Annotated in this window: 24 protein-coding genes; 9 read left to right on the top strand and 15 right to left on the bottom strand. The window is 58.5% G+C overall.

Translation table 11 applies throughout. The features are described 5' to 3' along the window. Window positions 1-67: 67 nt before the first annotated feature. Entirely contained in the window at window positions 68-316 is a 249-nt protein-coding gene (locus NUV55_RS10595) for a hypothetical protein (protein ID WP_296672783.1), read from the top strand. Window positions 317-349: 33 nt separating this feature from the next. Continuing rightward, a complete protein-coding gene (locus NUV55_RS10590) occupies window positions 350-2,416 on the top strand; it encodes an EAL domain-containing protein (RefSeq protein WP_296672780.1) in 2,067 nt (688 codons plus the stop codon). Window positions 2,417-2,472: 56 nt separating this feature from the next. Here NUV55_RS10590 and NUV55_RS10585 read toward each other — a convergent pair whose 3' ends face one another. Together NUV55_RS10585 and greB are read right to left on the bottom strand one after the other, a co-directional pair. Next, the gene (locus NUV55_RS10585; RefSeq protein WP_296672779.1) at window positions 2,473-5,268 is read right to left on the bottom strand and encodes an EAL domain-containing protein; all 2,796 of its coding nucleotides are present in this window, start codon (window positions 5,266-5,268) and stop codon (window positions 2,473-2,475) included. A 170-nt stretch (window positions 5,269-5,438) separates the two neighbouring features. Continuing rightward, window positions 5,439-5,957 carry a transcription elongation factor GreB gene (gene greB, locus NUV55_RS10580; protein WP_296672777.1) on the bottom strand — a complete coding sequence of 173 codons (519 nt, stop codon included), beginning with the start codon at window positions 5,955-5,957 and terminating at the stop codon, window positions 5,439-5,441. Between the two features lie 255 nt (window positions 5,958-6,212). Between greB and NUV55_RS10575 the strand changes: the two genes are divergently transcribed. Continuing rightward, a complete protein-coding gene (locus tag NUV55_RS10575) occupies window positions 6,213-6,452 on the top strand; it encodes a sulfurtransferase TusA family protein (RefSeq protein WP_296672776.1) in 240 nt (79 codons plus the stop codon). Window positions 6,453-6,591: 139 nt separating this feature from the next. On the opposite strand, the gene NUV55_RS10570 is transcribed toward NUV55_RS10575, so the two are convergent. From NUV55_RS10570 to NUV55_RS10555, 4 genes are read right to left on the bottom strand one after another with little or no spacing between them, the layout of a single operon-like run. Continuing rightward, on the bottom strand, window positions 6,592-9,729 hold the full coding sequence (locus tag NUV55_RS10570) for an efflux RND transporter permease subunit (protein ID WP_296672773.1): 3,138 nt from the start codon (window positions 9,727-9,729) through the stop codon (window positions 6,592-6,594). Continuing rightward, window positions 9,726-10,622 carry an efflux RND transporter periplasmic adaptor subunit gene (locus tag NUV55_RS10565; protein ID WP_296672772.1) on the bottom strand — a complete coding sequence of 299 codons (897 nt, stop codon included), beginning with the start codon at window positions 10,620-10,622 and terminating at the stop codon, window positions 9,726-9,728. Before NUV55_RS10565 ends, NUV55_RS10570 begins: the two co-directional genes overlap by 4 nt. Continuing rightward, on the bottom strand, window positions 10,619-11,866 hold the full coding sequence (locus tag NUV55_RS10560; protein ID WP_296672769.1) for a TolC family protein: 1,248 nt from the start codon (window positions 11,864-11,866) through the stop codon (window positions 10,619-10,621). The genes NUV55_RS10565 and NUV55_RS10560 overlap by 4 nt, the downstream gene beginning before the upstream one ends. A 60-nt stretch (window positions 11,867-11,926) precedes the next feature. Next, window positions 11,927-12,370, bottom strand: coding sequence for a hypothetical protein (locus NUV55_RS10555; RefSeq protein ID WP_296672766.1), 444 nt, complete (start codon window positions 12,368-12,370; stop codon window positions 11,927-11,929). Between the two features lie 48 nt (window positions 12,371-12,418). Here NUV55_RS10555 and NUV55_RS10550 point away from each other — a divergent pair, with 48 nt between their 5' ends. Continuing rightward, entirely contained in the window at window positions 12,419-13,060 is a 642-nt protein-coding gene (locus NUV55_RS10550; RefSeq protein ID WP_296672764.1) for an MOSC domain-containing protein, read from the top strand. Here the strand turns inward: NUV55_RS10550 and NUV55_RS10545 are convergent. From NUV55_RS10545 to coaBC, 4 genes are all read right to left on the bottom strand, one after another. Further along, window positions 13,057-14,466: a phosphomannomutase/phosphoglucomutase gene (locus NUV55_RS10545; RefSeq protein WP_296672761.1), complete on the bottom strand. Its 1,410-nt coding sequence runs from the start codon at window positions 14,464-14,466 to the stop codon at window positions 13,057-13,059. The genes NUV55_RS10550 and NUV55_RS10545 overlap by 4 nt on opposite strands. Window positions 14,467-14,564: 98 nt before the next feature. Further along, complete coding sequence (locus tag NUV55_RS10540) at window positions 14,565-16,079, bottom strand: diguanylate cyclase (protein WP_296672759.1); 1,515 nt, start codon at window positions 16,077-16,079, stop codon at window positions 14,565-14,567. A gap of 155 nt (window positions 16,080-16,234) precedes the next feature. Then, complete coding sequence (gene dut / locus NUV55_RS10535; protein ID WP_296672804.1) at window positions 16,235-16,693, bottom strand: dUTP diphosphatase; 459 nt, start codon at window positions 16,691-16,693, stop codon at window positions 16,235-16,237. Then, on the bottom strand, window positions 16,690-17,970 hold the full coding sequence (gene coaBC / locus NUV55_RS10530; RefSeq protein WP_296672757.1) for a bifunctional phosphopantothenoylcysteine decarboxylase/phosphopantothenate--cysteine ligase CoaBC: 1,281 nt from the start codon (window positions 17,968-17,970) through the stop codon (window positions 16,690-16,692). The genes dut and coaBC overlap by 4 nt, the downstream gene beginning before the upstream one ends. Before the next feature lie 36 nt (window positions 17,971-18,006). Here coaBC and radC point away from each other — a divergent pair, with 36 nt between their 5' ends. The 4 genes from radC to NUV55_RS10510 all read left to right on the top strand — a co-directional run bounded on the left by radC (window position 18,007) and on the right by NUV55_RS10510 (window position 20,012). After that, window positions 18,007-18,711: a DNA repair protein RadC gene (gene radC / locus NUV55_RS10525; RefSeq protein ID WP_296672753.1), complete on the top strand. Its 705-nt coding sequence runs from the start codon at window positions 18,007-18,009 to the stop codon at window positions 18,709-18,711. Between the two features lie 104 nt (window positions 18,712-18,815). After that, entirely contained in the window at window positions 18,816-19,052 is a 237-nt protein-coding gene (gene rpmB / locus NUV55_RS10520; RefSeq protein ID WP_296672751.1) for a 50S ribosomal protein L28, read from the top strand. Window positions 19,053-19,055: 3 nt separating this feature from the next. Next, on the top strand, window positions 19,056-19,223 hold the full coding sequence (gene rpmG / locus NUV55_RS10515) for a 50S ribosomal protein L33 (protein ID WP_296672748.1): 168 nt from the start codon (window positions 19,056-19,058) through the stop codon (window positions 19,221-19,223). A gap of 234 nt (window positions 19,224-19,457) precedes the next feature. Then, on the top strand, window positions 19,458-20,012 hold the full coding sequence (locus tag NUV55_RS10510; protein WP_367280402.1) for an HNH endonuclease: 555 nt from the start codon (window positions 19,458-19,460) through the stop codon (window positions 20,010-20,012). Between the two features lie 147 nt (window positions 20,013-20,159). On the opposite strand, the gene NUV55_RS10505 is transcribed toward NUV55_RS10510, so the two are convergent. Continuing rightward, window positions 20,160-21,350, bottom strand: coding sequence for a fatty acid desaturase (locus tag NUV55_RS10505; RefSeq protein WP_296672742.1), 1,191 nt, complete (start codon window positions 21,348-21,350; stop codon window positions 20,160-20,162). A gap of 116 nt (window positions 21,351-21,466) precedes the next feature. Here NUV55_RS10505 and NUV55_RS10500 point away from each other — a divergent pair, with 116 nt between their 5' ends. Beyond that, on the top strand, window positions 21,467-21,907 hold the full coding sequence (locus tag NUV55_RS10500) for an NUDIX hydrolase (protein WP_296672740.1): 441 nt from the start codon (window positions 21,467-21,469) through the stop codon (window positions 21,905-21,907). On the opposite strand, the gene NUV55_RS10495 is transcribed toward NUV55_RS10500, so the two are convergent. The 4 genes from NUV55_RS10495 to NUV55_RS10480 all read right to left on the bottom strand — a co-directional run bounded on the left by NUV55_RS10495 (window position 21,798) and on the right by NUV55_RS10480 (window position 25,116). Next, the gene (locus tag NUV55_RS10495; protein WP_296672739.1) at window positions 21,798-23,183 is read right to left on the bottom strand and encodes a mechanosensitive ion channel domain-containing protein; all 1,386 of its coding nucleotides are present in this window, start codon (window positions 23,181-23,183) and stop codon (window positions 21,798-21,800) included. The genes NUV55_RS10500 and NUV55_RS10495 overlap by 110 nt on opposite strands. A gap of 186 nt (window positions 23,184-23,369) precedes the next feature. Then, window positions 23,370-23,804 (bottom strand): DsrE family protein, encoded by a 435-nt coding sequence (locus tag NUV55_RS10490; protein WP_296672737.1) that lies wholly within the window; start codon window positions 23,802-23,804, stop codon window positions 23,370-23,372. A 44-nt stretch (window positions 23,805-23,848) separates the two neighbouring features. Then, window positions 23,849-24,568: a DsrE family protein gene (locus NUV55_RS10485; RefSeq protein ID WP_296672736.1), complete on the bottom strand. Its 720-nt coding sequence runs from the start codon at window positions 24,566-24,568 to the stop codon at window positions 23,849-23,851. Continuing rightward, window positions 24,565-25,116 carry a sigma-70 family RNA polymerase sigma factor gene (locus NUV55_RS10480; protein ID WP_296672734.1) on the bottom strand — a complete coding sequence of 184 codons (552 nt, stop codon included), beginning with the start codon at window positions 25,114-25,116 and terminating at the stop codon, window positions 24,565-24,567. The genes NUV55_RS10485 and NUV55_RS10480 overlap by 4 nt, the downstream gene beginning before the upstream one ends. Window positions 25,117-25,167 lie beyond the last annotated feature (51 nt).

The following is a 25,167-nucleotide window of genomic DNA, read 5'->3' as shown; positions in this document are numbered from 1 at the left end:
TTCGGCCTATTTTCAGCCCTGGGTCATTTTGGTGCATCCCCAGCGGGAGTCAGGGATATAGCTGTTTATGGCACAACCTATGCACTTCCTGAGACAGGAAGGCTACAAGGAGCAGGCCATGGAAACCCGGACAGGAATACAGTGCAAGGCGCGTCGCTTTCAGGTGCTTTCCGGCGTCAGGGAAGGGGTGGCGACCACTGACATTTTACCCCATGCAGATACGAATATTATTTGCCACTACGCCGTGGTGGTGCAATGCACCTCGATTGACGGTCTGGAACTGGTTGAACTCGAATTTCTTTCAGATGCCGCTTGAAGAAAAGAGCAGATTAACTTCGAGGGGCAAGTAATGTTTCGCCTCACACGCACCTATTCCATCGCGAGTCTTCTTGGCATCGTTCTGGTGGCGGCCGCGCTCGGCGTTTTTTATCGCACGATTGCGGTGCGATCCCTGATGGAGCAGCAAACGCAGTCTAACGTTTTCCTCGCCCAGTCACTTTCCAACTCCTTGTGGCCCAAATACGCTGACTTTGTTACGCGCGCTGCCGGCATTCCCGCGCACGAACTTGCGTCACAACTCGAAGTGGCCAGTCTGCGCGAGGATGTGCTCCAGAAGATTCGTGGTTTGCATGTAGTCAAGGTGAAGATATACGATATGTCCGGTCTGACGGTTTACTCGACGGAACCGAAGCAGATCGGTGAGCACAAGGCCGGCAATGCCGGTTTTCAGAAGGCCAAAGCCGGACAGACCGAAAGCGATCTGGTGTTTCGCGATCGTTTTTCCGCCACCGAACAGGTCATAGAAAACCGCAATCTGTTGTCGTCATACATTCCTGTTCGCAGAATACCGGGCGGCCCTGTCGAGGGAGTTTTTGAAATTTACTCCGATGTAACGTCTCTGGTGGCGGAGATCGAGCGAACGCAATATAAGGTATTCACAGGCGTTATTTTCATCCTGTTTCTGCTTTATCTTTTTCTGTTGATGATCGTGCGCCGCGCGGACCGCATCATACGGTTGCATGAAAGTTCGGAGCGACGGGCGCAGGCGGAGCAGATGCATTACATGGCCTATCATGACCCGCTAACCGGACTGCCGAACCGTTCGCTGTTCAAGGACCGGTTTCAGCATGCCACGGCTGTGGCCAACCGCGCGCAGAAATCGCTGGGGGTCATGTTCATTGACATCGACCGCTTCAAGGTCATCAATGACAGCCTGGGGCACGAGTGTGGTGACACAGTTCTGATCGAGGCAGCGAAGCGCATTCGCGCCTGTCTGCGGGCCTCGGACACGGCTTGCCGCATCGGCGGAGATGAGTTCACGGTTATATTGGAGCGGCTGCCTTCAAACGAGCATGCCGCGCAGGCGGCCAACCGGCTGATTCAGAAATTCTCCGAACCGATGAAAATCGGTGGTCGTGAGATTGTCGTCACTGCCAGCATCGGTATCGCCCTCTATCCTGGCGTCACACAGGATATCCAGCGGCTGCTCAAGGACGCCAACGCCGCGATGCACGCCGCCAAGGAGTCCGGCCGCAACTGCTTTGTCTTTTATACGCAGGAGATGGAAGCGCGCGCCCAGGAGAGCCTCGACTATGAGCTGGGTTTGCGCCAGGCCTTGCAGAACAGGGAATTTCTTATTTATTACCAGCCGCGGGTCAACACCGCCACCGGAACCGTGACGGGCGCGGAGGCGCTGTTGCGCTGGCAGCATCCCAGCCGCGGACTGGTCATGCCGGATGACTTCATCCCGTTATTGGAGGACACCGGCCTGGTGATTCCTGTGGGGGAATGGGTACTGCAGCAGGCCTGTCTGCAGGGACGGCGCTGGCATGAAGCGGGACACCACTCGCTGAATGTTTCCGTGAACCTGTCCATGAAGCAGTTCCGCGCCGGAACCTTGCCGGGCAGTGTGCGCCAGGCGCTCGAGGAAAGCGGATTGCCGGCCCGTTCCCTGGAGCTGGAACTCACTGAATCCGTGTTAGTGGACGATGCCGAGCAGGCGCTGGACTTGATGCACGAGCTCAAGGAAATCGGCGTGACGCTTTCCATCGACGATTTTGGAACCGGTTATTCCTCGCTCAATTATCTGCGGCGTTTCCCCATCGATCTGCTCAAGATCGACGGCTCCTTTATTCGTGATGTCACCCGCAACCGTGGCGATGCTGCCATCACCACCACGATCGCGGTTATGGCGAAAAGCTTGCGGCTCGGCATTCTCGCGGAGGGCGTCGAGACCCGCGAACAAGCGCGCTTTCTCAAGACCATCGGTTGTCACGATATGCAGGGATTTTTATTTGGCGGGCCGGTCCCGGTGGAGAAATTCGGCTCGCAGCTCGGCGAAATTGATGTTCTCAAGCTGGCCGGTTTCGATCGGCCACCGGGGATTGCCGGTTCCGGCAATCCGGCGGCGGCCTAGCCGGATTCATTCTGTGCGTGGGCCCGAAGCTGGGCTGCATCGCGCTCCAGGATATATCACGGGGATGGTTTCTCCGGCGAGCCCGGTACCGCGCAACACCCGTTAGTTCCACTGGACAGGTGTTGGGCCATCGGTACGGGCATGGCGATGCCGAAGCCCTGCGCATAATCCACCCCCAGTTCCCTGAGCTTTCCCAGGATGGCAGCGTCTTTCACGAATTCGGCGATGGTCTTGATCCCCATCACGTGGCCCACGCGGTTGATGGCGTCCACCATGGCGCAATCGGTCGGGTTGGTGGCCATGTTCTGGACGAAGGAGCCGTCGATTTTCAGGTAATCCACCGGCAGGTTCTTGAGGTAGGTAAACGAGGACATGCCACTGCCAAAATCATCGAGCGCAAACTTGCAACCCAGCTTCTTGAGTTTCTCCATGAAAGCCACGGCAATATCCAGATTCGCCACGGCGGCGGTTTCCGTGATTTCGAAACAAACCATTTCCGGAGGCATCCCGGCTGACTCGATCTGCTCGCGGATAAAGTCAAACATGTTTTCATCGGACAACGAGGCGGCGGCGAGATTGATGAAACAGTTAGGGGTGGGACCGGCAATCTCACGGCGGTGTTTTCCGAAGGTGGCAAGCGAGTTACGTATCACCCAGCGGTCAATGATTGGCATGAGGTCGTAGCGTTCCGCCGCCGGGAGGAAGGCCATCGGCGGCACGATGGCGCCGGATTCATCGATCATGCGCAGCAGCGTTTCGCAGTAGCGGTCCCCGTCCGGGTTGGGCGTCAGCGGAAGAATCTTGTGGCAGTAAAGCACGAAGCGGTCCTCTTCGATGGCCCGGCGGATACGCGACACCCACTGCATTTCTCCATGACGTTGAAGCATTTCCGCGTCATCGGGCTGGTACACGTGGACACGGTTGCGCCCCTTGTCCTTGGCCGCATAGCAGGAGGAATCCGCCTGACTCAGCAGCGCCACGGGGCTGACGCTCTCCGCGGTGACGGGAACCACGCCGATCGAGACGCCGATCTCGAATGTGGTTCCTTCCCAGACAAAACGGAAGTCGTTGACAAGGCGGACGAGGTCATTGGCTATCCGCAGTGCCGGCTCCATCGGGCAGGATTCGAGCAGCACGCCGAATTCGTCGCCGCCGAGGCGGGCAATCGTGTCCAAACCGCGAATGCGGTTCTTGAGCAGGAAGGACAACTGCCGCAGCAGCTTGTCGCCGGCGATATGCCCGGAGGTATCGTTGACAATCTTGAACTGGTCGAGGTCCAGGTAGAGCAGGACGTGATGCAGGTTCTTGGCCTTGGCGTTTTCCACGAGCGCGGTCAGGCGGCGATCGAACTCGCGCCGGTTGATGAGGCCGGTGAGCGCATCGTGTGTGGCGTGGTGCGAGAGCAGATGCGGCGAGTTGCGCATCAGCGTCACGTCGTAGAAGACCATGACGGCGCCAACGATTTTTCCTCCGTGGTCGCGGACCGGCGCGGCGGAATCCTCGACTACCCGTTCCGTGCCGTCGCGACTGATCAGCACTGTATTATTTTCCAGGCCGACAATGCGGTTTTCCTTCAGGCATTTTTCAGCCGGATTGACCTGCGCCTCGCGCGTGACGCCGTTAACGATGTGGAAAACCTCATTCAGCGGGCGCCCCTTCGCCTCCGTGACGCCCCAGCCGGTGAGCGTCTCGGCGATGGGATTCATGTAGTCGACATGGCCTTGCGCATCGGTGGTGATGACGGCATCGCCGATGGAATGCAGTGTCACCTCGGCAAGCTCTTTTTCGTGGAACAGGGCGTTGGCGGTGCGGCGTACCCAGGTCATGGAGATCGTGGCGACGGTAAGAGCGATCACCGTCAGCGCCAGGAAAAACACCAGTTGTTGCGACCTGAGGCGGGTCACCCCTTTCAGGTTGGCGTCAACTTCGGTCGAGGCGGTGTGGACGACCATGAGCGCCGCGTCCACCGCGTGGGTGGCGGATTCCATCCAGGTATCGGTGGTCAGTGGATAGTTTCCCGTGCCGACGGCGGCGTACACCGCCCGGCGGCTCGGCTCGAAGCGTTTTTTGTGGTCCTGCAGCATCGAGGCGATGCTGGCGCGGACCGGGGGTGGTACGTGTTGGCTTTCCAGTATGCTCGTAAGCCGCTCGTTCGCCTGTTCGACCACGCCGCGCCAGGCCTTGAGATCGTCCAGCCGCGCGGCCGGTACCGGGCGATGACGGCCGATGTAATAGCCGATGACGGCGCGCTCGCGCCCGGTGTACTCGGCGAGGAGCCAGGCATAACGCTTGATCCGCAGACTGTAGAGGAAGGCCTCGCCCGGCTGCGCCACGGCATCGCCGGTGGCCTCGCGCAGATGCCGCGTCTCGCTGATGTAATGGGTGGCGGTGTCGAACCATTCGAAGGCGCCGGCATCGTCGCTCCGGTCCTGAAGCAGATCGTTGTCCACATGCACGCGCACGCGGTGCAGTGCCTCGTGGGCCCGCGCCGTGCGCTCGATGTCCTGTTCAAGATCTTTCCGGGCCGGGCTATGGGCGGCGGCCTCGCGGGCGAGCGCTTGCGCCTTCTCCCAGAGCGAATTGCAGCCTTCGCGGATATCCCGGAGTTTTTGCAGGTGCGTCGGTCGTAACGGTCGCGGCTCGCCCAGCGCGATCATGGCGGTGCCGCGCTCGAGTGCGGTCTTCGCGGCGCCCTCGATGAGCGTGTCCACCAGCGCGTTGATATGCGTGGTCTGCCGCGCGGATCGGAGATCGCGCCAGGCGTTCAGCGCCAGTACGCCGGTGAGCACGAGCACGCCCACAGCCAGCAGGCCGATGGAGACATTGATTACGCGTCTGGAGTCGCTCGCCAAGATGGGTGCCCCACCGGTTAGAATTGATTTAGTTGTTTATGCAAATATTAGACCAATTTAGTAGGCTAAGCATTGGAATGACGCGGGATGGTTGCCTGTCGCTTACGACAACGCCACCATCCATCATTAGAAATGTTCTAAAAGAACGAACAAAGGCCCAGCGTCGCGGGTTATCGGTCCCTTGCGTCAAACCGCCGATAGCTGATTTCCAGGACGGTGTAGACCATACGTCCTTGGGGCAGAACGACGGTGATCTCGTCATCCACGGTTTTCTTGAGCAGCGCGCGGGCCAGCGGCGAGTCGATGCTGATCAGGCCTTTTTCGAGATCGAATTCATCCGGGCCGACGATGCGGTATTCAGCGATATTTCCAGCTTCGTTTTCCAGCCGTACCCAGGCGCCGAAATAAACGCGCGAGACATCGGATGGCGGACGGTCCACAATCACCAGCGATTCGAGCCGTTTCTGCAGATAACGCAGGCGCCGGTCTATTTCGCGCAATTGTTTCTTGCCGTAGATATATTCGGCGTTTTCCGATCGATCGCCCTGGGCGGCGGCCTCTGATACCGCCTGCGTCACCTGCGGCCGCTTCACGCGCCACAGATAATCCAGTTCCTCGCGCAGACGTTGCGCGCCTTGTGGCGTGATGTAGGCCGAGCTCTTGGCCGGTGGAAGACGGTTCCTGCCCATGGTGCGGGATTATATCCGGTCTTGGCGGCAGGATATGTTAGGGAAGTTCTGAGAAACACCAGTTCTCACCGCAAAGGCGGTCGCTCCCGCGCATCCCTGCGCCCGCGACATTCGTACTTCCTGTACAGCACAAAGAGCGCAAAGATTTTTACTTCAAAATTCTTGAGTTTTTCTTTGCGTCCTTCGCGTCTTTGCGGTAAATAATCATTAAATCTAGGGCATCCATGGAGTAATTGCTGACAAGGGAGGATGGTCGTGGCCCAGGACAAACCACACCGGACGGTGGACACCTCGGGCACATGCTGCCCGGAACCGCTCAAGCAGGCGCACCGCGCCATCAAGACCATGCAACCGGGCGAAGTGCTCGAGCTGATTTCAACCGATTTCGGTTCGCGCATGGACATTCCGGCCTGGTGCAAGCGCACCGGTCATGAACTGCTGCGCACGGAAGAAGAAGGAAAAACCTTCCACTATTACGTGCGCAAGCGCGACTAATGCGTCTAACAAAATAAAAACTCAGAACCACGGGGAGCACGGGGATAGCTAAAATGCCCAAGAAATCTGGTTTGGTCCATTTGTTTTTCCCCGTGTTCCCCGTGGTTTAGGATTTTGTTATTCATTTTGATAGTGACTTTTAATTCTTTTTTCCAGACTTTCTGATGCGGTATTCCTGCCACAGGAAATAGGCCGCCGGAATCACGGCGAGCGTCAGGATGGCCACGCTCAGCATGCCGCCCACCATCGGCGCCGCGATGCGCTGCATGGCCTCTGACCCCGTTCCCTCGCTCCATAAGATTGGCAGCAAGGCGGCGATGATTGCCACCTTGGTCATGGTCACGGGCCGCACGCGCAACAGGGCGCCCTCGATGACCGCCTCGCGCACATCATTGACCGATAGCTTCTGGCCCGCCGCACCGCGCTCATTCTCGCGCCGCTTGAGCGCATGATCGAGGTAGGCCAGCATGACCACGCCGATTTCGACCGCCACGCCGCCCAGTGCGATGAAGCCCACCGCAACGGCAACCGACAGGTTGTAACCGAGGAAATACAGCAACCAGAAACCACCCACCAGTGCCAGCGGCAAGGTGCCGATTACGATCAGCACTTCCATGCCGTTGCGGAAATTGAGGTAGAGCAACAGCAGGATAATGACCAGCGTGAAAGGGATAACTACCTTAAGGCGTTCGAGGGCGCGTTGCATGTACTCGAACTGGCCGGTCCAGTGCAGCGAATAACCTGGCGGCAGTTTCACCTTTTCTTCCACCGCGCGCCTGGCATCGGCTACGTAGGAACCGATGTCACGGTCACGCATGTCAATGTAGGTCCATCCTGAAAGACGTGCGTTTTCGCTGCGTATCATGTCCGGGCCGTCCACCACGCGAACATCGGCCACCTCAGACAGAGCGATCTGGATACCGCTCATGGTGACCAGTGGTAACGCGCGTAATCGTTCAAGTGAACCGCGTATATCCTGGGCATAGCGTATATTGACCGGATAGCGTTCCCGTCCCTCGATGGTTTCAGTAATATTCATGCCGCCCACGGCGGTGGCCACGGTGTCCTGGATGTCGGAGATGTTCATGCCGAAGCGCGCGGCACGCTGGCGGTCAATGCGGACATCCACATAACGCGCACCGGTGACACGCTCGGAGTAAACCGATACCGTCCCCCTCACATCGCGTACAGCGGTTTCGATGTCACGACCGATGAGATCGATGGTTGCCAGCGATGGCCCGGAAACCTTGATGCCGACGGGCGTGCGGATGCCGGTGGTCAGCATGTCGATGCGGGTCTTGATTGGCATGACGAAGGCGTTGGACAGCCCCGGAAACTTCGTGGCCTCGTTCATCTCCTCGATGAGTTTTTTCACGGTCATTCCCGGCCGCCACTCGGATCTCGGCTTGAGCTGAATCGTGGTTTCGAACATGGAAAGCGGTGCCGGGTCGGTTGCTGTTTCCGCGCGCCCGCTTTTGCCAAATACACTCTCCACCTCGGGGAAGGTTTTAAGTATCCGGTCCGTCTGCTGCAGAAGCTGCTGTGCCTTGCCGGCGCCGAGGCTGGGAAGGGTGGTGGGCATGTACAGGATATCGCCCTCATCCATGTCCGGCATGAATTCGGATCCGAGCTGTGTCAGGGGGAAGACGCCCAGCGCCACCAGCGCTGTCGCGGCCCACAATATCTGTTTGGGCCGTGCCAGCACCCAGCCCAGCATTGGCCGGTAGGCACGGATCAACCCGCGGCTCACGGGATTTTCCTGTTCGCCGCGGATGCGACCACGGATGAAATAGCCCATGAGCACGGGCACCAGCGTGATCGAAAGCACCGCCGCGGCGGCCATGGCGTAGGTCTTGGTGAAGGCCAGCGGAGCAAACAGCCGCCCCTCCTGGGCTTCGAGGGCAAACACCGGGATGAAACTCAGCGCAATGATGAGCAGCGAATAAAACAGCGGCGGGCCGAGCTCCTCGGTGGCGGTGCGGATGATGGTCCAGCGGTTCTCGTCAGTTACCTTTTGTTTTTCCATGTGCTTGTGCACGTTCTCGATCATGACGATGGCGGCATCCACCATGGCGCCGATGGCGATGGCGATGCCGCCAAGTGACATGATATTGGCGTTGATCCCCTGGTATTTCATGATGATGATACTGACGAGAATGCCGATCGGCAGCGTGACAACAACCACCAGGGCGGAACGCAGGTGGAACAGAAACACCAGGCATACAACCGCCACCACGATAAATTCCTCGATGAGCGTCCCGGTGAGATTGCTCACGGCATTTTTGATGACCGCTGAACGGTCATAGGTCGTTATGATCTCCACGCCTTCCGGAAGGCTCTTCTTGAGGGTCTCAAGCCTGGCCTTGGCCGCGTTGATGGTGGCCAGCGCATTTCCCCCGTGACGCATGACGATAATGCCGCCCGTGACTTCGCCTTCGCCGTTCAGCTCGGCAATTCCACGTCGCATCTCAGGTCCAATCCGTATATTGGCCACATGATCCAGGCGAATGGGCGCGCCAGTGGACGTCACGCCGAGAGGTACGGTGCGCAAATCTTTTTCGTTCTTGAGATATCCGCGGACGCGGACCATGTATTCAGCCTCGGCCATTTCGATGACCGATCCGCCGGTTTCCTGATTGGCATTCTGAATAGCGCTGCGAACGTTTTCTAATGTGAGCCGGTACGCGCGAAGTTTTACCGGGTCCACCACCACCTGGTATTGCTTTACCATGCCGCCCACGGTCGCAACCTCGGCCACGCCCGGAATCGTGCGCAGTTCATATTTGAGAAACCAGTCTTGCAGCGTGCGTAATTGCGCGAGATCGTGTTTGCCAGTGCGGTCTATCAGTGCGTATTCGTAAACCCAGCCGACACCCGTGGCATCCGGCCCGAGCGCGGGCCGCGCACCGCGCGGCAGGCGCGGAAGAACCTGGCTCAGGTACTCGAGCACGCGCGAGCGCGCCCAGTAAAGATCGGTCCCGTCCTTGAAGAGCACATACACGAAAGACTCGCCGAACTGGGAAAACCCGCGGACGGTCGTCGCCCCCGGCACCGAGAGCATGGCGGTTGTCAGCGGGTAGGTCACCTGATCTTCCACCACCTGCGGCGCCTGGCCGGGATAGCTGGTCTGGACGATGACCTGCACGTCGGAAAGGTCGGGGATAGCATCTAGCGGAGTGCGCACGAGGGAGAATATCCCCCAAGCGACCAAGATGGCCGTCAGCAGAAGGACTAGGAATCGATTGCGGACGGACCAGCGAATGATGTGGAGAATCACGGTTTATTCCCCTGATTGCCGGTCTGCGGATCGGCGGGCGCGGATTCCATGCGCTGGAAGCTCGCACGCACGCTCGCCTCGGAATCAATCAGGAACTGGCCCGATGTCACGACCACATCGCCTTCCTTGATGCCCTGATGGATTTCTATCCAGTCGCCGGATTCCTCGCCCGGCACCACCTCGATCGGCTGAAACCGGCCGCCGCCCAGTGCCAGCAGCAGGGCAGTACGGAATCCGGTCCGGATCAGTGCTTCAGTCGGCACCATGATTTTCTGGTCGTGGCGCCGCAGGTCCCGGATGATCACCTCGGCATACATGTTGGGTTTGAGCACGGCATCCGGATTGGTGATGCGTATACTTGCCTTGAGGGATCGCGTGCCGACATCCACGTCGGATTTCACGCTTTCTACCGTCCCGTTCCATTGACGCCCCGGAAAATCCGTAACACGGATTTCTGCGGGCAATCCCGCACGCACCCAGTTCATTTCGCGGTCGAAAGTGTCCAGCAGAACCCGAAGACCGCTACTGTCACGAAATAAATAGCCCTGCGCCGTGATAGTGTGTACGGCGCCTCCCTTTGTCACCTTGTGTGTCCGCACGCCAAAATTCTGGATGAACTCCGGTCGGACCGTGATCACCGGGGCGCCGCTGCCACCGGCCTCGTCCGCGTAAACCGGCACGAGATCCATGTCCATGAATGGCGACTTGCCGGGCGTGTCGCTGCGATATCCGGGCACCATGGGGTCGGTCCAGTAGAGAATCTGGCGCTCCGTCTTTACACCGTTTTCGATGTCGACAGGACTTTTGCTGGAACCCAGAAAATACCAACCAACGGCGATGCCCAGTACAACGACAGCGCCGGCTGTCACAGTGAGTTTCGTTTTCCGATTCATGGCTGTGGTTCTCCGGTAAGGTACAAAAGTTCCGCCTGTGCCTTGGCCCGATCTGCGCGCAGGCGCGTGTATTCAAGTTCGGTGTCGAACGCCTTCATGAGCGCTTCGCGGTTCTCGGCCTGATCGCGCGCAAACCCGGCCACGGTGACCTGGGACTCGCGGCGGGTGGCGGGAAGCAGCTCCTGCACAAATATTTTCTCGCGCTCGACCAGCGCCTCGAATTCGGCGCGCATGGAGCGGTACATGACCTCGAGCTCGCGACGCTTGTCTTCGATTTCATAATGGGCGCCGGTTTCCATGGCCTGTTTTTCCGCCAGCCGCCGGTCCTGGCGCTTCTCCCGGAAGATGGGCACATCCAGCGTCACCATCGCGGTCACCATGTCCGGTCGCTCAGTGCCGTCCGGCATCGGCCGGCGGAAACCGTAGGAAAGATCGAACATCCATCCCGGCTTGTATTCCTGGCGCGCCATCTCGACCTCGATGCGCGCTTGTTCCAGCCCGTATTGGGCCGCGAGCCATTCGGGGTGCCGGGTGTGATCGAATGTTTCAGATACAACCGGCAGGGAAGGGAGTTCGGATGGCAGGGGCTGATAGGCGGCCTCGCCCACCCAGCGCGCCAACTGCGCCTGCAAGCGTGATGCCTGCGCGCGTAGCATTGGTTCACGTTCATGCACGCGCGCCAGTGCCTGACGCGCTTTCAGCACTGTCTGCTGCATTTCCTGCGCGGCACGATAGCGCGCCTCCGCCGCTTCCAGTTGTTTACGCGCGAGGCGGCGCAGCTCTTCCAGCGTGTTCAGCGACTGTTGCTGGAAATAGAGCTCGATCCATGTCTGGCGCACCTGCCGCAGCAGATTGCGGCGCTCCATGTCCACGCGCACTTGCTCGCGCGTGAGCTCCTTCTCGGCGCGTTGTTCCTTGAGCTTGAGCGTATCGCCGGGAGGAAACGACTGGCGTATGCCGACCATGGTCATGGTCATGTCCTCTTGATTGAACTTGTAGGTATCGACGGGAACGTTGAGTGCGCCAACGACGAGTTGCGGGTCTGGCAGTCTTCCTTCGTACACCGCGCGTTCGGCGGCGGCATCCACGTTGGTGCGGTGGTGCGCGAGCCAAGGCGCGTGTTCGAGCGCCAGGCGTTCGGCCTCGGCCAACGTCAATTCAGGCGCCGCCAGGGCGCCGGACATAGTGGCCAGCTGGATGATCAGGATTCCCGCGATGCGGGGTAAAACAGAACGAATAAACATGAATCTCTCCTTGCAGTCGTGAACAAAAAACGACAGCGCGTGTGAACGCGCGGGAGAGAACTACAAGATCAGCTTGAGATACCGGATGTGAAGCGGAGGAGCGTGAATATCGGGAGCGAAGAAATCGGGCCGCGGCTGCTGGCCGTTGTCCGACAGCATCACAGGAACCGGCAGGGTAACCAATAACACCGGTGTCATGGCGAAATCGCCGAGGCTGGCTGCAAGCGGCGTGCCCGTGTCGGGCAACTGGCAGTTGATCGCGGTCACGGGTCCGCAATCCGGCATGACGGCATGTCCGGCGCCATTATGCTTCGCGTGCTCCGGGCAGTGGCTGGGAACGGAGTCCGGCGCCGACGTTTGTGCCATGACGCAGGGGGCGCCAGCGGCGATTAGCCACAGCACGCCCGCCAGGGCAAGTGTGCTCCGTCCGATGGTCTTCAGTTCTGTGAGAAACCAGTGCAGCATGATCAATAGTTTAGCCTCAAGACGGATTGCGGTATACATTGACCGGCAATATCCCCGCTAATTCCCATTCTACGCAGAGGCAAGGCGATGAAATTGATGTCCGTCAACATTGGCATGCCCCGTCCGGTACCCCACGAGGGCCGGGTGGTAAGTACCGGCATATTCAAGGAACCGGTGGTCGGGCCGATATTATTGCGGCACCTGAACCTGGACGGCGACGGTCAGGCCGATTTGCGCGTGCACGGCGGGGCGGACAAGGCGGTCTATGCCTATCCGTTCGAACATTACGCTTTCTGGGAAGCCGAGCTGGGGCGTGACGATTTTTCCCATGGGCATTTTGGGGAGAATTTCACCATTACCGGCTGGCTGGAAGATACGGTCTGCATCGGCGATGAATTTCAGATCGGGAAGGCGCGGGTGCAGGTCACCCAGCCGCGCTCGCCCTGTTTCAAGCTCGGTATCCGCATGGGTGACGATCAATTCCCCGCCCGTTTCGCCACGGCCAATCGCACCGGTTTTTATCTGCGAGTGTTGCAGGAGGGAAGGGTAGCCGCGGGTGATGCCATCGAGCGGGTCGCGCACGATGCCGATTCTCTCTGCGTGAGCGACGTGTTCCGGCTGCGGCATGACCGCGGCACGCGTGAGGAATACGAACGCGCCGCGCGCCTGCCCGCGCTTTCACCGAGCTGGCGGGCGGTTTTTGAGAAACGGTTATTGGAAAACGATTAAAACGGGAGCGCAAGCCCCGGACGGACGGCCAGGACGAGTTCGCGGAAGCGTTTCTGAATTCTTTCCAATGCTTCTTTGTTGTCACCTTCGAAGCGGAACACCAGCACCGGTGTGGTGTTGGAGGCACGCACGAGGCCGAAGCCGTCGGGGAAATCCGCGCGCAGGCCGTCGATGGTGGTGAGTTTCGCGTCTGGAAAGTGCGCACGTTGGACCAGTTCCTTGATAACGGTGAAATGCTCGCTCTCGGCAAACTTGAGATTCAATTCCGGTGTGTTCACCGTGTTGGGCAGGGAGGCGAAGATTTCCTGCGTCGGGCGTGGGTCGCGCGAGAGTAATTCAAGCAGGCGCGCGGCGGTGTAGAGCCCGTCGTCGAAGCCATACCAGCGTTCCTTGAAGAAGATATGCCCGCTCATTTCACCGGCGAGCAAGGCGCCGGTTTCTCTGAGCTTGGCCTTGATGAACGAGTGTCCGGTTTTCCACATGGTGGGCTTGCCGCCGGCCTTTCGGATTTCGGCATCGAGCGTGCGCGAGCATTTGACGTCGTAGATGATTTCGCCGCCGGGATGACGCGACAACACGTCACGCGCGTACAGGATCATCTGGCGATCGGCCCAGATTACGTGGCCGTCCGGCGCGATGACGCCGAGGCGGTCGCCATCACCGTCGAAGGCCAGGCCCACGTCGTAACCGCCCTTTCTGATTTCGGCGATCAGATCTTCGAGATTTTCCGGTTTGCTCGGATCGGGGTGATGATTGGGAAAAGTACCGTCAATTTTGCAGAAAAGTTCAGTGACCTGACAGCCGAGGCGCTTGAGTAATTGAGGAGCCATCTCGCCCGCCACGCCATTGCCGCAGTCCACGGCCACGCGCATCGGGCGCGCGAGCTTTACGTCACTGACCACACGATCGAGATAGGCTGCGCGTACGTCTGACGATGAGATATTTCCCTGGCCCGATACCAGATCGTTATTGAGTATGCGAACACGCAGCTTCTGAATCAGCTCACCCGAGAGGGTAATGCCGCCGATGACCATCTTGAGGCCGTTGTAATCGGGAGGGTTGTGGCTGCCGGTAACGGCTACGCCAGAGCCGGCGCCGAGATGCTGGATCGCGAAATACACCACCGGGGTCGGTACCATGCCGATGTCCACCACGTCGCAGCCGCTGCGGGCGATGCCGCGCGCCAGTGCCGCCGACAGTTCTGGTCCCGAAAGGCGCCCGTCGCGTCCGATCACGAAGCGCTTCTGTTTTATTGCCAGCGCCTCGCTGCCCAGGGCCTGCCCGATGCGCTCGACGATTTCCGGCGTGAGTGTCTTGCCGACAATGCCCCGGATGTCATAGGCCTTGAAGATCTCCGCAGGAAGGTCGTGTGCCGCCGCGATGCCGGCGGGTTTGGATATTGACATGGTTTTTTTATGGATTGGAAGCTTCGACGAGGCAGTTTACCGCATCCCTTCGCATCAGGCGAGGTGAAGCGCAGCCCCGCGACGAAAAAACACCATCATCAGCCAACGATGATCTTCTTTTTCGCGGGAAGACCGGCGACGGGGTCAGAAACTTTTGTAACATTGCGTCCGGCTTCCTTGGCCTGCAGCAGTGCCTGGTCAGCGCGCCACAATACATCGTCCGGTTTAGTGTCCTTGTCGGACATGGCGCTCAGGCCGCCAGTCCAGCGCAGCTGATGCATCACGCCCTTGGTCAGCAGTATTTCGCGCGGCAGCTGCTTGCGCAGGCGTTCCACCAGCACCGTGGCTTTTTCCAGTGGCGCGTAAGAGTAGATGATGCAGAACTCATCGCCGCCGAGACGGGCGAGTACGTCAGTCTGGCGCACCACCTTGCGCAGGGCATTGGCGAAGCCGACGATCAGCGCATCGCCGGCATCATGTCCATGTTTGTCGTTTACGGCTTTGAAATGATCCATGTCGATCATGAGCACGGATGAGAGACCACTGGCCTTGGAGGCGTCGAACAGCTCTTGCAGTCGCGTCTCGAAGTGCCGGCGGTTACCGAGCTGCGACAGGTGATCCATCAGTCCCATGTCCCTGAGTTTTTCCTTTTCCTTGACCAGTTTTTGGCCACGGTCACGCAGATAATCAAAAATCTCGGCGAATTCCCGCAAAGCCATCGGATACTCGACCCGCACGCTGCCTTCACGCAGGTCGCGGAACATTCGAACCAACGAATGAATATCGTGCCGCACTGCCTTGAGAGTTTTTCGGTAGAGGCGAAACAGAACGATAGTGATAATGACGAAGGCTGAGAGAATTATGGCAAAGTAAATTTTTCTGCTTCCGGACAGGATCAGAGAGGGTGTTTCAGCCGGCTGATATATCAGTGTCCAGTGGCTATTGCCGAGTTCACTGCTGACAGTAACCGTATCGGAGGGCTCGCCTGCCGTCAGCACAGCCTGTGTTTCTGCGCCCGACACAGGCTGCTGCAATTCCATGTAGGCATGTGGAGGCAGGGATTGATCAAGAATCGCTTGCAAGGGCGCGCTGGAAAATCTGGCCAGAAGATATCCTGCCAGACTCCGGTTCTCATTCATGATGGGTGCCGCCAGGTCATAATGCGCAGCGGGTGTTCCCGTGGCATGAAATTCCGGAACAGCCGGTGTGTTCGTTTTTGCCATGCGCTGGACGTAGTCGAGGCAAGCCGGATCAAGCGCCTCTGCGGACGACAAACCTCCGGAATTGTTGTGCGACATCAATTGGACCGAGACAACACCGGGCAGCTGGGATTCAATTTCATCCTCTTTATGCGATCGAGCCACAGAAGAGCCACGTTGCAGCGCCATTACCACGGCAGGCAGGCGTGTCGTTTTTTCAAGCGCCTGACGTTGTTGTGTCAAAAGCCTGTTTATCCGGGCAGCCGTTTCTTGAGAGGTTTGTAAAACCCGTTCACGATAGGACGACCACTGCATGTCGCGCAGGGCGAGGTAACCGGCATAACCGATCGCCGAGAAGCACAATAACAGAATCAGGAATACCTGAAGATGAATGCGTGTCAGCGACTGGGCCATGTACCGCGAATCCTCTTGTCAGGCCGTAACGGGCCTGCACCGGACAATGATTGTCCTATCTGTAAACATAGAAGACGCCGCCGACGCTAGCCAGCAAGGTGCCCTGACTTCCGACCCGTGGCGGTAAATTACGGATATGCGACGGCAAGATCAGGTTATTTTCTTCCGGAGTGGCCAAAACCGCCCTCACCGCGACGGCTCTCCTCGAATTCCTTGACGACGCTGAATTGCGCCTGCACCACCGGAACGAACACCATCTGGGCGATGCGGTCGCCGGGCTCGATGGTGAACTGCTCATGGCCGCGGTTCCATACCGAAATGAATATCTGGCCCTGATAATCCGAATCGATGAGTCCGACGAGGTTCCCAAGAACAATGCCGTGTTTGTGTCCGAGTCCGGAGCGCGGCAGCAACACCGCGGCGAGACCGGCTTCGCCGATGTGAATGGCGATGCCCGAAGGAATAAGATGTGTCTCACCGGGAGCGATGTGCAGGTGTTCGTCCAGGCAGGCGTACATGTCCATGCCCGCGGAACCGTGAGTGGCGTAGTGTGGCATTGGAAATTCGGCGCCGATACGCTTGTCGAGGATTTTCACTTCCACTTTCTGCATCAGGGTCTCCGTAGGACGTGCACGGTGGCGAATTTTTTGGCGCGATATCTTGCGGCGATATGGTGGATCAGCGCGCGCGCAAGCTTTGTCTTTGGCTGGATCGGAAGCTCGGTAACGGTCTCATGCTCGACCAGCAGCAGGCTGCTTTCATCCGTGCCGAACCCGAGACCGGGGCCTACGCGGTTGGCCGCGACGAGATCGAGGTTTTTATTTTTGAGCTTCTGGCGCGCCTGTTGTTCAAGGTCTTCCGTTTCGGCTGCGAAACCCACGGTAAACGGCGCGGGCTTGAGTGCCGCCACGCTCGCCAGGATATCAGGGTTGCGCGTCAGCTCCAGCGTCATCGTTTCATCGGTTTTCTTGATTTTATTGCCAGCTTTCTGTGCCGGACGATAATCGGCGACCGCCGCCACGCCGATGAAAATATTCGTCGCGCGCACATGGGCGTGCACGGCATCGTACATTTCCTGCGCGCTCTCCACACGGATCGTTTGCACGCGCGCAGGATCGGGTAACGACGTGGGTCCCGAAATCAGAATCACCCGCGCCCCGGCTTCGACGGCGGCTTCGGCGACGGCATAGCCCATCTTGCCGGAGCTGCGATTGGTCAGTCCTCGCACCGGATCGATCGTTTCCCAGGTGGGACCGGCTGTGACAATCATGGTTAGTCCATCGAGTTCACCGGTGGTGAACAGATCAGAAACCAGCTTCACGAGATCGGCCGGCTCCAGCATGCGCCCGGGGCCGACTTCACCGCAGGCCTGCGATCCCTCCGCCGGGCCGAAAATGCTGATGCCATTTTTTTTGAGCATAGCGAGATTCGACTGAGTCGCGGCATTGCTCCACATCTGCTGGTTCATGGCTGGCGCGACAGCGACAGGCACTTCAGTCGCGAGACATACGGTTGTCAGCAGATCGTCAGCGCGGCCCTGCGCCAGTCGCGCCAGAAAATTCGCGCTGGCCGGAGCGACCAGCACGATGTCGGCCCAGCGCGCCAAATCAATATGTTCCATGGCCGCTCTCGGCATCCTGCCTCCCGCGGCACTTGTACGTCCCTGTACATCGCCTGCTTCGGCACCGGTATCGAACATGTGCTGATAGACCGGGTGACCGCTCACCGCCTGAAGGGTTAAAGCCGTGATGAATTCCGTTGCCCCGGCTGTCATGATGACGCGCACCTCGGCGCCGGCCTCGCGCAGGCGCCGGACGGCATCGGCGCTTTTATAGGCGGCAATGCCGCCGGTGACGCCGAGCAGGATGCGCTTATTGGTGAGGGTACCCATATGTTAAAGTGTACTTGCCCGGGAAGGGGGGAACAAATGGGTAAGAAAAAGACCAAGAATAGCCCGAAGACCATAAACCAATGGCCTGAACACGAACGCCCGCGCGAGAAACTCCTGCAACGTGGCCCGTCTGCGCTTTCCGATGCCGAACTGCTGGCCATTTTCATCCGCACCGGCGTACCCGGTAAAACCGCCGTGGACGTAGCGCGCGATCTCATCGATCGGTATGGCAGCTTGCGTGAATTATTGGCGGCCGCTCCGGAGGATCTGTGTGAAACTCCGGGGCTCGGCGAGGCCAAATACGTGCAACTGCAGGCGAGCCTGGAAATGGGCCGGCGCTTTCTGGCCGAGAAACTCAAGCGCGAGATTACGCTCGGTTCGACCCGGGAGACCCGGGAATTTCTCCAGGCGCAGCTGCGGGACCGCAAGAATGAGGTTTTCTGCGTGCTGTTTCTGGACAACCGCCACCGCGTGCTGGTCTTTGAGGAATTGTTCCAGGGAACATTGAACGGCACGGCGGTTTATCCGCGTGAGATCGTCAAGCGCGCGCTCAAGCACAATGCCGCCGCCGTGATTCTGGTGCACAACCACCCCTCGGGGGTGGCCGAGCCCAGCCGGGCGGACGAGCTTTTGACTGATCGCCTGAAGGAGGCGCTGACCCTGGTAGATATTCGATTACTGGATCACTTGGTGGTGGGGGACGGAGAGACGGTTTCTTTCAGCGAACGGGGCCTGATTTGATGGTTCTCGCTGATCTGATTTCAGGGCCTACCCAGAAATGCCTATATCTGATATAAAAGCCGTCCTTTGAGAGCCCTTAGGGCATCCGTTTAGGGAGATTTCCGATGTCGAGAGTATGTCAGGTGACGGGCAAACGCGTACGCGCGGGCAATAACGTGTCCCATGCGAACAACAAGACCCGCCGCCGTTTTCTGCCGAATCTGCAAAAACGCCGTCTGTGGGTGGAAAGCGAGAAACGCTGGATCTCCTTGCGCCTCTCAAGCAATGGGCTGCGCACCATCGACAAGAAGGGCATAGATACCGTGCTGGCCGAGATGCGCGCCCGCGGCGAGAAGGTATAAGCCATGGCCAAGTCAGCACGTGAAAAGATCAAGCTGGTCTCCAGTGCGGGTACCGGTCATTACTACACCACGACCAAGAACAAGCGCACCACCCCGGACAAGCTCGAATTCAGGAAATATGATCCGGTGGTTCGCAAGCACGTGGCCTACAAGGAAGCCAAGATCAAATAGGCGGCGTGACCCGTTCCGTATCTGAAAATAAAGCCTGGCCCTGCCGGGCTTTGTTATTTCCGCTATCCTTAAGCAAGGAGCAACAGGAAGCATGGCCGATCCGGGGCGCGGTTGTCTGGCTATGTACAACCCCCATGTTTTCTGACATAAATATCGCTCGTGAGCTTGATGAGTTAGGGAAGGCCATCTGTGTATACATTAAATCAGCAAGTCTTGAGGACCGATGCATCCGGAATGCCGCTTGAATGGATTGACTTCAAAGAGGCTGTGCGGGTCTATCACCTGGGGCAGGTGGCTTACACCTGCGGCGTGCCGCTCTATCAGATTCGTGGCGGCTACAACGCCATCTCCGGCAAGCGTTCTGTCCTCGAAATCAATTCCATCGTCGCCACTCACGGCGACAGTCACGCTGTCCTGAAGGCGCGCGCGCATTACGTTCCGCCGCTCAACAATCAGACGCTGTTCGCCCGCGACGCACATCTGTGCATGTACTGCGGCGAGCAGTTTTCCCCTCGCGGCCTGTCGCGCGACCACATTATCCCGTTGAGCGTGGGCGGCACGGATTCCTGGAATAACGTCGTCACCGCCTGTAAACGCTGCAATAACCACAAGGCGGGCCGTACGCCGGAACAGTCTGGGCTGGAGTTGCTCGCGGTGCCGTTCATGCCGACCCACGCCGAATATATATACCTCCAGGGCAAGCGGATTCTGGCGGATCAGATGAAGTTCCTGCTGGCGCACTTCCCGCGCCACAGCCCGCTGCACAAACGTTTTTCCATTCCGGCCTGAGGAAAATTCGTGCTCAACAAAAAGCCCGCATGATGCGGGCTTTTTTGTTCGCCCCATCCCTGGGGCTCACCCTCGCAAAATACGCTCGGGCCGGCTTACGGCCGTCCAATTTTGTTCATGACAAAATTGTGTTGGTTCAATGAGTTCTCAGGCAGTGACCGGCACCAGGGTATAAGTCCGCAGTTTCTGCGAAAAATCCTGCAAGGCCTGGATCCCGGTGGCTTCAGCCTCGCGGCACCACTCCTGCAGCGCGCGCAACAGGTGTTCCTGTGTGCTGGCAGAACGCTGCCAGATGTCCTGAAGTTTCTGTTTCATCATATATACCGTTCTGAGCGTGCCATTGTTCTCCAAGGCATCATTCAGCCAGCGATGGGATGTCTCGTCGAGCAGCGCCGCCTCGCGCACCATCAGACGCCGTGCACGTTTGAGCAGGGCCCAGGAATCGCGGTCGGAGCGGTCTGCCTTTTTCAATTCTTCGCGGTGTACGTTTTGCATGACTTCACGTGCAAACTGGGACATGACCAGAAAGCGTGCCGTGATGACAGCCTTCACCGTCTCGATGTCCATGTGTTCTTTGGCCGTATCGCAGGTGAGGGCAGGCGGGATTTTCTTTACACGCGCGAGCCCCAAGGCTTTCATTATGTTGATGTACATCCAACCGATGTCGAACTCCCACCACTTGGAGGAAAACTTGGCGGAACTTCCGAAGGTGTGGTGATTATTGTGCAGTTCTTCGCCTCCGATCAGGATGCCCCAGGGCACGATGTTGGTACTGGCGTCGCTGACTTCGTAATTGCGGTAACCCCAGTAATGGCCAACCCCGTTGATGATGCCGGCGGCAAAAATGGGAATCCAGATCATCTGAGTCGCCCAGATCGTAATGCCAATCGGGCCGAACAGCGCCACGTTGATCGCGAACATCAAGCCGATGCCCTTGGCGCTATGGCGTGAGTACAGGTTGCGCTCGATCCAGTCATCCGGCGTGCCGTGGCCGTACTTCTCCATCGTTTCGAGGTTTTTCGACTCTTTGCGATAGAGTTCCGCACCTTGCCACATCACCTTGCGGATACCGAACTGCTGCGGGCTGTGCGGGTCGTCCGGTGTTTCCACCTTGGCGTGATGCTTGCGATGGATGGCGGCCCACTCTTTCGTGACCATGCCGGTCGTCAACCACAGCCAGAAGCGGAAGAAGTGACTGACGATGGGATGCAGATCGAGGGCCCGATGGGCCTGATGTCGGTGGAGGTAGATGGTAACAGCGGCAATCGTGATGTGAGTCAGGATGAGAGCGGCGATGATGTATCCCCACCATGGGAGAGTGATCAATCCTTCAAGCATTCGTTAAAGCCTCGTTTCATTCACCAGTGCGTTATGCAAGTATACTCGAAACAGGCACATTCCGAGCATTATCATGCGGAACAGCCGACAAGCGCGCCCTGGAAAGAGAAAAGATCATGCCGGCACCGAAAACACCTGCATTGACCACGGATATTATTATTGAACTCAAGGATCGTCCGGACGTGCCAATTGTGCTGATCCGGCGCAAGAATCCGCCGCACGGATGGGCCTTGCCTGGCGGCTTCGTGGATGTCGGTGAATCGGTGGAGCACGCCGCCGTGCGGGAGGCCGAAGAAGAAACGGCGCTGCGCGTGACACTCAAGACATTGCTGGGATGTTATTCCGATCCGCGGCGCGACCCGCGCAGTCACACGGCCTCGGCGGTTTATATTGCCGAGGCCGTGGGTGAGCCCCGGGCGCAGGACGATGCGGCGGGCGTGGCGATTTTCAGCCCGGAGGCTTTGCCTTCGCCTCTCGTTTTCGACCACGCGCAGATCCTGCGCGATTACCTGATCTGGCGTCAGCAGGGGAAGTTGCCGGACCCGCAAATTGCTTGATATAGACATCGCGTTGCGGGAAGGGGAAAGTAATACCCGCGGCGTGAAAGTCAGTCCACATCGCTTTATACAGCTCGGTGCGAATTTCTCCCCGGATATCCGGGTCGCTGAGCCAGACACGCAGTTCAAGATTGATGCCGTTGTCACCGTAACCCAGCAGGAACGCCGACGCAGGCGGATCTTTCAGCACGCGCGGATTATCCCGTGCCAGTCGCTCCAGCCGTTTCAGTGCCACTTCCGGTTCGTCGTTATAGCTGATATCCACCGGCAGTCGCAGCCGGATTTTCCTGTCACCGGCATAGGACCAGTTAGTGATGTCAGTAGTGAGGAGATTCTCATTAGGGACGAGGATATCGAGCCCGTCGAGCGTGCGGATGACGATGTGGCGCGTGTGCAGCGCCTTCACGGTTCCATAAGTGTCGCCGTAACTGATGACGTCACCCGGCCGGATCGAGCCCTCGAAGGCGAGAATGAATCCGCTTACAAAATTACTCACCACACGCTGCAAGCCCAAGCCGAGTCCCACACCGAGAGCGCCGCCAAAAACAGCAAAGGCCGTGATATCAATGCCCGCCGACACCATGGCGGCGAGCACGGCGAGCGTGAGCAGAACGAACTTGATCAGTTTCGATAACGCGATTTTCATGCTTTCGTCGAGCGCGCGGCTGCGCGCCACCCGGCCGCGTATGGCATTGGACAGCCACAGCGCGACCAGCAGCATGACGGCGATGGACAAGGCGAAGCTCAGGACATTGAGCAGGGACACGCGCACTGTGCCGAAGGTGAATGCATAGTCGTCGAGCATCTGCTCGATCCGTGGGAGCCAGCCGAGAATATGAAGCGCTACCAGGGTCCAGATGGTTATCGTCAATACGCCTTCCCAGGCCTTGAGCGGACCACCGGGGCTGAGGCTGTGTCGCAGCACGAACACGCCCATGCGGATCAGCGCGAGCGCGCCGGCGAGGATCATGGCCGGTCGCAGCAGCCCGGTGTCCCAGCCGTAATGGCGCAGGATGGCGCTGGAGGTCAGTAGCCACAACCAGAGCATGAGCGGAACCAGCGCCAGTGCTCCCGAGCGCACGGCGGTGCGACGCATACCCTCGTCAAGGGCGCCAGGCTGGATCATGGTCTGGAGGCGCGGTTGCAGCCAGTTGGAGAGCAACTTCACTACCAGAAACCCGGCAGTGAATACGCCGACCTGTAACCAGGTGGAAGACGAATTCAGGAAAACGCGAATGGCCTCTCTCGAGGGAATGATTTCCAGAAGTTCTTGCATCGGTTGATGTGATATCCGGGAGACGCTGGCAGCGCGCGGGCGACTAGGATAACGAGTCACCCGGACAAAAAAAAGCCCGCGATGCGCTGCGGGCTGGAGGAGAGAGACTTTGAAATGCTTCAGGCCTTGAGGGCTACGTTATCTTTCTGAAGCACTCTGGTGTCTATTGCCATATCAGGCCCCGCTTCAGGGTTTCAGATAGGCATACCCTTGTGTTTGAAGTTTTGTCACTTCCACGACGCCGGAGGGAACAAGCTTGGCCTCCGGGATCAGTTTTTTCGGGTCGATCTTGCGACGCTCCAGGGTAATCTGGCAGACCCGGAACTCCACCCCTTTCGCCGCAAGCTTGGCGACCGTGCCGCTATACGGGTTTTTGTTCTCGTCTTCCGCGCCATCCAGCAGGAAATCGACGCCTTTGCTGTGAGTCACGACAACGATTTTTGCCGAGGGATCCACGGCAAGATGATTATTGATATTCCGCAGCGCGTCGGTGGCCTGCTCATTTCCCAGGTTGACGTGATAAAGAACCTTGCTGCCGCCCTCCGCGGCGTGGCTGGTGTTGACCGAAATCCAGCCGAGGGTGAACGCCGCGATGAGGCTGAGTAAAAATGTCTTGTGCATGAATGTTTCTCCTTAGTTATGGATGGTTGGTGTTCTGCTGACAATCAGACTTGTAAATAGGCCCAGCCCTGGTGCTGACGACGCATGATCTGCGCCACGCCGGAATCGATAACGACCACCCCCGGCAAAAGCTTCGCCGTCAAGCCCAGTTCCTGCTGGACGCGATCGATGGTGTTCTGGCAGGCGATGAAAGTGAGATCCTTGTATTCCTTTTGCATGCGCTGTATGCGATCGGCAAAAGGCGAGACGCCGTTCATCACCAGAGTCAGCCCCCCGCCGTTGGTGATTACTTCGACTCGTGCCTTCTCGTTCGTTTTGCGATAGTACTGCAGCAGGTTTTCCACCTCGTCCAGCACGGTCTTGAGGTGTTGCTCGTTGCCGTCGCTCACATGGAATAACACCTTGACCGGTTCATCGGCGGCGGGCATTACCTGTGCGGTGGCGGTATTCTGCGGCGCCTGAGAAGACTGGTGCAGAAACCAGCCTCCCAAGATGCCGATGACGAGCGCCAGCCCGGCCGCGAGGCCGTTGCTGCAATATTTCTTGCTGACAGCGGCGATGCTTGTCATGCCCCGATTGGGCACAGGTACGTTCTGGTAAGCCAATTTGACCAAATCGCGCACCTTGCGAAGTTCGCATACCTGGTGGTTGAGCACTACATCGTCGGACAACCGTGCGTAGGCTTGTGCCTTTTCATCGGGCGTCAATTCGTCATCGACGAAGGCGTTCAGGAATTCTTCAGAAAACTTCGGTTGTTCGTTCATTTGATTCTCCGGATTTTAACTTCTTGGGCAGCAAGTTTCGGTGCCAGATCAACCAGCAGGTCCTTGAGGGCGTAACGCGCGCGGCACAGACGACTCATGACGGTGCCGATCGGTACATTCAGTATCTGCGCCACTTCCATATAGCTCAGTCCCTGAATGTCCACCAGGGTTACGACCTGACGTTGCCCCTCCGCCAGCTTGGCAATGGCCGCCCTGACCTTGAGGACAATTTCCTGCTCGCTGCTCTCCTTCTCCGGGGTGGAATCATGAATTATTGTGTTTTCATCAATTTCATCCGTCGCGCGAAGACGGCGGAAGTGATCTCGGTAACAATTCGACATGATGCTGTACAACCAGGCATCGCCCGCGTTCGGGTCACGCAACTGACCAGACTTTTTCAGTGCCTTCGCCAGCGTTTCCTGCACCAGATCGTCCGCCAGCGACGCGTTGTGCGTCCAGGCGTAGGCGATGCGATAGAGCCGCTGGCGATGTTGCTCAAGTTGCAGCCTGGCTTCGCGCGAACGACCCAGGAAATTGAAGACATCCATAATGGGGCAGATTGTGCTTTCCGGTGGCGGACGTTATGGTTCTTGACGGGG

It is taken from the genome of Sulfuricaulis sp. (assembly GCF_024653915.1).
Classification (GTDB): domain Bacteria; phylum Pseudomonadota; class Gammaproteobacteria; order Acidiferrobacterales; family Sulfurifustaceae; genus Sulfuricaulis.
The sequence above is the reverse complement of the archived record's forward strand: the minus strand, read 5'-3'. Positions and strand labels throughout refer to the sequence as shown.